9 protein-coding genes are annotated in these 8834 nt (G+C 44.2%); 6 read left to right on the forward strand and 3 right to left on the reverse strand.

Annotated elements, in window-relative coordinates:
- Together A3756_RS07545 and A3756_RS07550 are read right to left on the reverse strand one after the other, a co-directional pair.
- The coding region (locus tag A3756_RS07545; RefSeq protein WP_197481245.1) for an MGMT family protein at positions 1-198 on the reverse strand (198 nt) is incomplete at its 3' end.
- Between the two features lie 6 nt (positions 199-204).
- Positions 205-966, reverse strand: a complete 762-nt coding sequence (locus tag A3756_RS07550; protein ID WP_068509029.1) for an SDR family oxidoreductase — start codon at positions 964-966, stop codon at positions 205-207.
- A gap of 149 nt (positions 967-1115) precedes the next feature.
- On the opposite strand from A3756_RS07550, the gene A3756_RS07555 reads away from it, so the two are divergent.
- The 6 genes from A3756_RS07555 (at position 1116) to gspD (ending at position 7767) form a co-directional block, all read left to right on the forward strand.
- Positions 1116-1640, forward strand: coding sequence for an FxsA family protein (locus A3756_RS07555; protein ID WP_068509064.1), 525 nt, complete (start codon positions 1116-1118; stop codon positions 1638-1640).
- Positions 1641-1802: 162 nt separating this feature from the next.
- Positions 1803-2093 carry a co-chaperone GroES gene (locus A3756_RS07560; RefSeq protein ID WP_068509031.1) on the forward strand — a complete coding sequence of 97 codons (291 nt, stop codon included), beginning with the start codon at positions 1803-1805 and terminating at the stop codon, positions 2091-2093.
- A 76-nt stretch (positions 2094-2169) separates the two neighbouring features.
- On the forward strand, positions 2170-3813 hold the full coding sequence (gene groL / locus A3756_RS07565) for a chaperonin GroEL (RefSeq protein ID WP_068509033.1): 1644 nt from the start codon (positions 2170-2172) through the stop codon (positions 3811-3813).
- A 279-nt stretch (positions 3814-4092) separates the two neighbouring features.
- A complete protein-coding gene (gspN, locus tag A3756_RS07570) occupies positions 4093-4860 on the forward strand; it encodes a type II secretion system protein N (RefSeq protein ID WP_068509035.1) in 768 nt (255 codons plus the stop codon).
- A gap of 13 nt (positions 4861-4873) precedes the next feature.
- Complete coding sequence (locus A3756_RS07575) at positions 4874-5731, forward strand: type II secretion system protein N (protein WP_197469962.1); 858 nt, start codon at positions 4874-4876, stop codon at positions 5729-5731.
- Between the two features lie 56 nt (positions 5732-5787).
- Positions 5788-7767, forward strand: coding sequence for a type II secretion system secretin GspD (gspD, locus tag A3756_RS07580; protein ID WP_231872239.1), 1980 nt, complete (start codon positions 5788-5790; stop codon positions 7765-7767).
- Positions 7768-7852: 85 nt separating this feature from the next.
- Here the strand turns inward: gspD and A3756_RS07585 are convergent, their stop codons facing one another.
- Complete coding sequence (locus tag A3756_RS07585; RefSeq protein ID WP_068509039.1) at positions 7853-8719, reverse strand: HDOD domain-containing protein; 867 nt, start codon at positions 8717-8719, stop codon at positions 7853-7855.
- Positions 8720-8834: the final 115 nt, after the last annotated feature.

Consider the following 8834-nt stretch of genomic DNA (forward strand, 5'->3'; position numbering starts at 1 on the left):
TCCTTGAGCATTAATTATTCGGTGCCAAGGAATGCGGCTGTCTTTAGGTAGTTGTTTTAATATGTAGGCGACGTAACGTGCTTTGCCTGGGTGCCCTGCCAGGGATGCTATTTTCCCGTAAGAACAGACTTGCCCGCTGGGGATGCTCGCCAAGCAGGCCAGTATAGCCTGCTTGCATTCACTTTCGTTTGTTGCCATTGGGAGTTAGATTCTTAGTCCACCATCGACATCGATGACCCGGCCTGTAAGGTAATTATTTTCAAAAATGTGCACCACACTTTGTTGAATATGGCTAGGTTGGCCGGGGCGACCTAAAGGGATAACTTTCTTCATATGGTCTTGAGCCTCAGGTTTCATACTGGCTGTCATTTCCGTTTCCATAAAACCGGGAGCGATCGCCATAGAGCGAATATTATAGCGCGCGAGTTCCTTGGCCCAAGTGACGCTTAATGCAACCACGCCAGCTTTAGCCGCGCTGTAATTACTTTGTCCAATATTGCCTTCTCTGGCGATACTGGAAATATTAATAATACAACCCTCTGAATTGGTGTTAACCATCAGGCGGGCAGCTTCACGGCCACACAGGAATACACCACTAAGGTTAACGTCGATCACGCTTTGCCATTGCTGCAGGCTCATGGTTTGGCTAACTTTGCCATCTTTAGCTTTTAGCAATAAACCGTCTCGTAGAATGCCGGCATTATTAACGAGGCCATTCAGCTTTCCAAAATCGCGCTCAATCGTATTAAAGGTGTTCTCTACGTCAGCCTCTTGGGCAACGTTGCAAACATAGGTTTTAGCTGTGACGCCCAGTGCTTCGCACTCATTAGCGGTTTCATCAAGACGTTCTGCATTCATGTCGATCAGAGCGAGATTAGCTCCTTTTTCAGCAAGGCCTAAAGCCATTTCTCTTCCTAAGCCTTGAGCGCCGCCTGTAATTGCAATAACTGCATCTTGTAATTTCATGTTCTGCCTATATTAATACCAGATTGGGACGTGTTGGGTATCGAGGGATCACCCCTAACCCTTAAATGAGAATCTATCTTAATGGCTTGTTAGGATAAGAAAAAGGATTAATGCAGTCGGGTACTAATAAATCTCGACTTGGAGTAAGTATGCAAATTTTATTTTTACTGTTCTTGATTGTTCCTATCATTGAGATGTTGGTATTAATTGAGGTGGGCTCATTTATTGGTGTCTTTTATACAGTGTTGCTGGTGTTATTGACGGCAGTCATAGGTGTGACGCTGCTTAAAAAACAGGGGCTGAGTACCTTTATCAGAGCTAATCAGAAGATGCAAAGTGGCCAGATGCCAGTCTCTGAAATTGGTGAAGGGATGATGTTGGCAATCGCGGGAGCATTGTTGCTTACCCCTGGGTTTGTGACCGATACGATTGGCTTTATTTTATTGACGCCGGGCTTTAGAGCTTCGTTTGCCAAGATGATTGCGAAAAATCTGGTACAGAATTCCTCACAAAGCGGCTTTTATTCCCAGACAACTTATAGACAGTCGTCTCAGGCGGAGGAGCAGCCGGTTAAGGACCCTTTCTCTGCCCAGGAATTTCCCCAACGTACCGTTCCGCCTGAAGAGATCGCCGAAGGTGAGTTTCAAGAGATAAAACAAGAAAAAGAAAAATAAGTGCTTGAAAAGCTTTCTATCATCCCCATTTATAGAGTCACTTATCAATGAAAATTGTAAGTTTAAAATGCAACTTATTGTTTTTATTAAATAAAATAAAGCGCTCTTTGTTTGAGAGTGATTTTATTTTCGGATTGAAAACCTGTTAGGAGAATCAAGAAGATGAAAATCCGTCCATTACACGACCGTGTTGTTGTACGCCGCAAAGAAGAAGAGACCACAAGTGCGGGTGGTATTGTATTGCCTGGTAGTGCGACTGAAAAACCTTCTCAGGGTGAAGTAATAGCTGTGGGTACTGGAAAAATTCTGGATAACGGTGATGTTAAAGCTTTGGCTGTAAAAGAAGGCGATATTGTAGTGTTTGGTCAATATGCTGGTAATACCGTTAAGATCGATGGTGAAGAGCTATTGATTATGAGTGAAAGCGACCTTTACGGCGTGATAGAAGCTTAGTACCGGTTAGCCGGTTCAGAGAATTATTTTAAAAGTGCCTAACTAAATAGGCAAACAGTTTAAGTAGGAAAAGTATATGAGCGCTAAAGACGTTAAATTTGGTGATTCGGCTCGTCAAGGCATGTTGGCCGGTGTAAACATTCTAGCAGATGCAGTAAAGGTAACTTTGGGCCCTAAAGGTCGTAACGTTGTATTAGACAAATCTTTTGGTGCACCGACGGTGACTAAAGATGGTGTGTCTGTTGCGAAAGAAATCGAGCTTAAAGACAAGTTCGAAAACATGGGTGCGCAGATGGTAAAAGAAGTTGCATCACAAACTAATGATGCTGCGGGTGATGGAACAACGACTGCAACAGTTTTGGCTCAGTCTATCGTTAACGAAGGTTTGAAGGCTGTTGCTGCGGGTATGAACCCAATGGACCTGAAACGTGGCATCGACAAAGGTGTGCAAGTTGCAGTTCAAGCGGTTAAAGGCTTTGCTCGTCCATGTGAAGATACTAAAGCGATTGCTCAAGTAGGCACAATCTCAGCAAACAGCGATAGCTCTGTTGGTAGCATCATTGCTGAAGCGATGGAAAAAGTAGGTAAAGAAGGTGTTATCACTGTTGAAGAAGGTAGTGGCTTCGAAGATGAGCTAGCCGTTGTTGAAGGTATGCAGTTCGATCGTGGTTACTTATCACCTTACTTTATCAACAATCAGGACAATATGAGTGCAGAGCTTGAGAGCCCATTTATATTATTGGTTGATAAGAAGGTTTCTAACATTCGTGAGCTACTTCCTGTACTGGAAAGTGTTGCTAAAGCAAGCAAGCCATTATTGATCATTGCTGAAGATATCGAAGGCGAAGCGCTAGCGACTCTAGTTGTAAACAACATGCGTGGCATTGTTAAGGTGGCAGCGGTTAAGGCACCTGGCTTTGGCGATCGTCGTAAGGAAATGCTACAGGATATCGCTACTCTAACGGGTGGTACGGTTATTTCTGAAGAAGTTGGTTTGTCTCTAGAAACCGCAACAATTGATAACTTGGGTACAGCGAAGAGCGTTAACATCAGTAAAGAAAATACGACGATTATCGATGGTGCAGGTCAAGCTGCAGAAATCGAAGGGCGTGTTAACCAGATTCGTAAGCAAATCGAAGAAAGCAGTTCAGACTATGATCGTGAGAAGCTTCAAGAGCGTGTAGCTAAATTAGCTGGCGGTGTTGCGGTAATCAAAGTAGGTGCTGGTTCTGAAGTCGAGATGAAAGAGAAGAAGGCTCGTGTCGAAGATGCGCTTCACTCTACTCGTGCAGCCGTTGAAGAAGGTGTTGTTGCAGGTGGCGGCGTATCATTGATTCGTGCTCTACAAGCGATTGAAGATCTTCAAGGTGATAACGAAGATCAAAACGTTGGTATTAACTTGCTACGTCGCGCAATGGAAGCACCTATGCGTCAAATCGTTGAGAATGCCGGTGGCGAAGGTTCTGTCGTGACTGATAAGGTTAAGCAGGGCGAAGGTAGCTTTGGTTACAATGCTGCATCGGGTGAATATGGCGATATGTTGGAAATGGGTATTCTTGATCCGGCTAAGGTGACGCGTACAGCGCTTCAATCAGCAGGTTCTGTTGCTGGTTTGATGATCACTACTGAATGCATGGTTACCGATATCGTAGAAGAGGGTGCAGCAGCACCAGCTATGCCTGATATGGGTGGCATGGGTGGCATGGGTGGAATGATGTAATCCAGCCTTTCACGCTTTGTGATTAAGAAACCCGGCTTTTGCCGGGTTTCTTGCGTTTGGGGCTAAGTACTTGAGGCATGTCTCAAGAAAACCCTGCAAAGGTATGAAAAACCGTTAATAAAGGTAGATTTATCATATTAAATAGTCTGTAATTGGTCGCTTTTTAGAGCAGTAGGCTCCCTACCGGGCGGCTTAGGTATATAAGCATGATAGGTTCTCGGTAGTTTTCAGTATCTCTTGTACTGAAGTGGGTCAAATAATAGGACTTGGTCTTTACGCGTGTTGAAAAAAACAATTCTGTATCTTCTTGTTTTCTTATTGGCCTTTAGCGTTTTTGTGCTGGCTAAGGCTCCAGCGCGTGTGATTTGGGAGGGAGTTGTAGAGGCTGATCCTTCTGTAACTAATTCTCTTCGCTCTGTTGGTGTTTCGGTAAAAGGCATTGAGGGGACTATCTGGGATGGTCGTGCTTTGGTTCAGTATAAAGGCATTGCCTCAATAGTTGATTGGAATGTGAAATTATCTGAACTATATGCCTTATCACTTCCCGTTAAGCTTGATATTGATAGCCAAGCGGGCGAATTGGAGGCTGTGATTACGGTGGGCATGTCTGACATCGCTGTGACGGTTTCTCGTGGTGACCTAGACTTATCTATGCTAAGCCCAGCGCTGAGGGCGCAACGAGTCACCCTGGATGGTCAGCTATTGTTAAAGGATATACAGCTGCTAGCTGAAGATAATATGCTGCGATCAGCTGCAGGTATGATCTCGTGGTCTGGTGGCGATATTGCCTATCCTGCTCAACGCGCTATACATCAACGTAGCTTTCCTCCTTTTAGGGGGGTGATAGAAACTAGCGAAACTGGGGAAATAAAAGCAGGTGTTCGTGATAGTGGCGGATCGTTTGATGTCATTGAAGCGACGGTGAGCCCAGAGGGTGAAGCGCTAGTTAAAGTGAAAAGACGCTTATTGGATTTGGCTGATGAGCATTGGCCCCAAAACTCCAAAGAAGAAGATGTCGTGTTTAAAGTGAAAAAGAAAATTTATTAGGCTGGTGAATAATTTGATAACGCTAGGGTCAGGAACAATTGCTAGGATTCAGTCACTGTTGGCTGTGACTTTGCTTGTTTATGTCGCTTATCTGGGGGCTGGAGTGTTTTGGTATTCACTGGCTTCTTCGGATGAGCGCGCTTTAGTGTTGCCTCAGAATAAAGTTGTTACAGCTAAGAAAAGCCAGGGGCGAGATGCCAGGTTAGCTGACTATCATTTATTCGGACAAGTAGGAAAACAGGTAGTTAAAAAGCAGGATAAACCAAAAGAAGCGCCTAAGACCAGCTTAAGGTTAGCATTAAAAGGTGTTTTTATGTCAGAGCAGGCTGGCGCATCGGGTGCTATAGTAGAAGAGATTGGCAAGAAGGCGGATTACTATGGCATAGGTGATGCCCTACCAGGCAGGGCCACTTTGGAAGAGGTATATAGTGATCGTATTCTCTTGAGGCGTAACGGAAGGCTAGAAACTTTGGCTTTTGAAGAAAAGAAGAGCATCAAAGGCAGTAGCAGTTTTTCTAAGGTAACGCCGGTTAAAGCCCAGCCGAAAAGAAGAGCAAGGGTGGAATCAGTAGAAACGCCTCAGCAATTTATGGATGAGGCTGCAGAGCGCTTACAGGAAGATCCTGTCGCTGCATTGGGCTCAGTTGGGCTGAAAGCTTCTTCAGAGGGGTATGTTTACCAAGGTGGAAACCCAATGTTGTCGGGGCTAAATCTTAACAAGGGTGATGTGATACGCTCGGTGAATGGTCATAACCTTGGTGATATTCAGCGCGATAAAGAGTTAATGAAAAGTCTCTATGAGCAAGGTAGTTTGGAAGTAGAAGTGATGCGAGATGGCGCCAGCTTTTATATTAACTACCCTTTGAGATAAAAAAATTGCGGGCTCAAGCCCAGTAATGCAAATGACTTAAGTGTAAAGTGATTGTTATGAAGTCTACATTAGGAAAGAACATGTTCAGTATGGTCCGTCTCAGGTTGGTGCACTTGGTTGTTTGTGCCGCGCTGGTATTTAGCGGGAGTGCCTTCGGTGAGGAGCAAACCTGGAAGGTAAATCTGAAGGATGCGGATGTCAGAGCATTTGTTAGTCAGGTTGCCGATATAACAGGTTATAGCTTTGTTATTGACCCTCGAGTTAAGGGTAAGGTCACGGTTATTTCTAATGCTTCAATGAATAAATCTGCTGTTTACGAAATGTTTTTATCCGTCTTGGGGGTGCATGGCTTTGCAGCGATACCTGGCCAGGAAGTGATCAAGATTGTCAGACAAAATGATGCCAAGCAGAGTGCTCAGAACGATCGTTTTTTGAAAAAGGTACCATCAGAGCAAATCGTTACGCGGGTAATTCAGGTTAACAATGCTCGTGCTTTAGAGTTGGTTCCGATTCTTAGACCGATGGTGGCAAAATATGGACACCTTGCGGGTGTCGCAGCTGCCAATGCTTTGATTATTAGTGATCACCTGGCGAACATAAAACGAATTAGTAAGATTATTGATGAGCTGGATAGCCCTTCTAAATATGAACTTGAAGTTGTTCAGCTTAAAGAAGCATGGGTTGGTGATATGGTAAAGCTCTTAGAAGAGTTAGCACCTAGCGAGCTGAGTAAAGCTAAAGGAAAAAGTGGCGGCAATAAATTTAGTGTTGTTGCAGATCAGCGCAGCAATCGGCTTATCCTTCGAGGCGATGAGGCATTCCGGGAGAAAATGCGAGAGTTGATAGCCAAACTGGATCAACCTTCATCCACGGGTGGTAAAACCAAGGTAGTCCGACTTAAACATGCGGATGCTGGAGAGTTAGCTGAGTTGTTAAAGGGGCTAATGGGCGATATTAGTAGTGAGGGTGCTAAGGGTAAGGGTAAAAGCCAATCTTCAGAAGCGAGTGTTTATGCTGATGAAGGTTTGAATGCGCTGGTTATTAGAGCAGAACCTTCAGTGATTCAGGAGCTCGATGGTGTCATTGAGCAACTTGATGTTCGCCGAGCTCAGGTACTGATCGAGGCTGCGATAGTTGAAATTAAAGATGACCTGAATGACAAACTTGGTATTCAGTGGGCCTTGTATGATCAGGGTGCATCGGTTCCAGGTGTATTTACAAACTTCTCTGATGCGGGAATTGCGACGGCGAATGTATTGTCAGCGTTGATCGCGCAAGATAGCAGTGATGATGGTGATCTTAACGTCTCAGGTATTGGTGCGAGTGATGGTATTACCGCAGGTTTTGGGCGAACAAGTGAAAGTGGTGTAAGCTGGGGTGGCCTGATCCAGGCGCTTGAAGGTGATGCTAGCGCAAATGTTCTTTCTACACCTAAAGTGATAACCATGGATAATCAGGAGTCATCTATCATTGTTGGTGAGAATGTTCCAATTATCACAGGTCAGTCTACTTCTTCCGGTGCTGGAACGTCGGACCCGTTTACTACGATTGAGCGTCAGGATGTCGGTGTTAAGTTGATTGTGACGCCAAGTATCAGTGATGGCAATTTAGTTCGTTTGGAAATTGAACAGGAAATATCAGGCGTTTCTCCGTCAACGGCTGGAGCCGATATTATTACCTCGAAACGTCAGATTAAGACGAATGTTCTGGCTGATGATGGCGAGACTATTGTTCTGGGCGGCCTAATTCGTGATGACGAAACTTACCAAGAAAGCAAGGTTCCATTGCTGGGTGATATTCCCTGGTTAGGTGCTTTATTTAGAAGTACTCAGAAGGTTGTAAATAAGCAGAACTTGGTGGTATTCCTAAAACCAACGATTTTACGTGATAAAGCGGCCAATAAGGCTGTTGCCGTTGAGAAGTTTGATCAGCTATGGAATTTGAACTTGGCGATCAAGGAAAGCAATGGTGAAGATACTGAAGATTTAGTTAAACCTCAGCTTGATAGCGTATACCAAGGCATGCAGGTTAAGTAAAAGCCTTCAAAGGCTGAGTATTTATTTTCTTGAATAAAAAAGGGAGAGTCAGAGACTCTCCCTTTTTTGTTTTAAAGACTCTTGTTCAATAAACGGTGACACCCATTTCAATGAAACCTACTTTAAGGTCTTCGATATCGTAAGCAGTTAAGCCTAGGTATTCTAATATGTCATCTTGGCTATCTTCCCATTCCGGGTCGCTATCTTGTAGGCCAAGTACTTTGTAGTTTCCGCAAATATGCTCAGCCAGTTTAAGAACTGCCAGCAAGGTTTTCTGCTGCTGGTTTTTGCCGTCTTTAACTGCAAACACTTGCTTGGTGTTATGGTGTTCGGCAATAACTTGGCAGATATGCTCAGGGAGGTTCCATGACTTGGCGGTGAAATAACCGACGACACAGTGATTGGTGTTGAATTTTTCATTCTCTAAGTCAATGACTCGCTCATGCTGGCCGGAATAAGTTTTTTCCATGACGGTGATATAATCATCGAAGCGTGAAAGCATGAGAGGAATACCCGCATTATGGAACAAGCCTAATGCATAAGCTTCGTCTGGCGTGCGGTAGCCGACTTTTTTGGCAACCGCTGCGCAGACCATCGCTATGTCGTTTGCGGTATCCCAAAAAGAGGTTAATTCAATGATGGCTTCATCTGACATTTCACCTTTGATTGCCAGGCCATTCAAGATATTAATAACGGTATGAATACCCAGTAGTGATACCGCTTGCTCAATGGAGGTGATTTTATTTGCCAGACCATAAAATGGTGAATTAACAAATTTCAGCATGGTGCCGGATAAGCCAACATCCTTCGCGATTAAATTGGCTATTCGTTGAATATCCGGGGCCGGCATGATCTGTTCCATTTGTAAGTCCACAAGAATCTGGGGTTGTGGAGGTACATGAATGCCTTGAAGAATTTTTTTGACCTGGGCTTCGGTGAGTTGGTTGCTCATAATTTGCTGCTGCCTGTGACTTGCTTTATTACAAATACTGATAATTAACCTAGTAATTGTAGGATGAATTGAGAAATAAGCTAACGATGAGCAGAATAAAAATGGGCCTAAATCG

It is taken from the genome of Oleiphilus sp. HI0086 (assembly GCF_001635225.1).

Coding starts and splice junctions, on each gene's coding strand:
- A3756_RS07550 (WP_068509029.1), bottom strand. CDS start 966: ATGAAATTACAAGATGCAGTTATTGCAATTACAGGCGGCGCTCAAGGC.
- A3756_RS07555 (WP_068509064.1), top strand. CDS start 1,116: ATGCAAATTTTATTTTTACTGTTCTTGATTGTTCCTATCATTGAGATG.
- A3756_RS07560 (WP_068509031.1), top strand. CDS start 1,803: ATGAAAATCCGTCCATTACACGACCGTGTTGTTGTACGCCGCAAAGAA.
- groL (WP_068509033.1), top strand. CDS start 2,170: ATGAGCGCTAAAGACGTTAAATTTGGTGATTCGGCTCGTCAAGGCATG.
- gspD (WP_231872239.1), top strand. CDS start 5,788: ATGAAGTCTACATTAGGAAAGAACATGTTCAGTATGGTCCGTCTCAGG.
- A3756_RS07585 (WP_068509039.1), bottom strand. CDS start 8,719: ATGAGCAACCAACTCACCGAAGCCCAGGTCAAAAAAATTCTTCAAGGC.